Below are 500 nucleotides of genomic sequence, written 5' to 3' on the forward strand. Positions count from 1 at the left end.
CGGCGAGAGCCTGGCCGCGCTGGCGGCGCGGGTGGCGGGGTGGCTCGACTCCGGGCCGCCGGACCGGGCCGTGGTGATCTGCGACGCCGGGGCGATCAGAGCCGCCCTGGGCCACGCGCTCGGCCTGGACCCGCTCGCCGCCGCGCGGTTCGACCTGGCCCCGCTCTCCACCACCGAACTGTCCGTCACCCGAGGCGGCCGGCGGGTCGCCCATGTCAACCGGAAGGCCACGTCGTGATCGCCACCTATCCGTTCAGCGCCGTCGTCGGGCTCGAGGACCTGAAGCTGGCCCTGGTGCTCAACGCCGTCTCCCCGCGGGTGGGCGGCGTGCTCGTGCGCGGGGAGAAGGGCACCGCCAAGTCCACGATCGTCCGCGCCCTGGCCGCCCAGCTGCCGCCGGTGGACGTCGTGGCCGGGTGCCGGTTCGCCTGCGATCCCGCCGCGCCCGACCCCGGCTGCCCCGACGGGCCGCACGAACCCGGCGAGCAGCGGCTGCGCCG

The 500-nt window shown here is 77.2% G+C and carries 1 protein-coding gene and 1 pseudogene; both read left to right on the forward strand.

Going from position 1 to position 500, the window contains the following annotated elements; all coding sequences use genetic code 11:
* Positions 1-238 (forward strand): histidine phosphatase family protein (locus DQW85_RS21575; protein ID WP_162795184.1); only part of this gene is annotated, 238 nt, incomplete at its 5' end.
* Positions 235-500, forward strand: a pseudogene (locus DQW85_RS21580) (magnesium chelatase); the annotation flags it as partial. The gene DQW85_RS21575 and the pseudogene DQW85_RS21580, both read left to right, overlap by 4 nt.

The organism is Nonomuraea lactucae (genome assembly GCF_003313395.1).
Lineage (GTDB): Bacteria > Actinomycetota > Actinomycetes > Streptosporangiales > Streptosporangiaceae > Nonomuraea > Nonomuraea lactucae.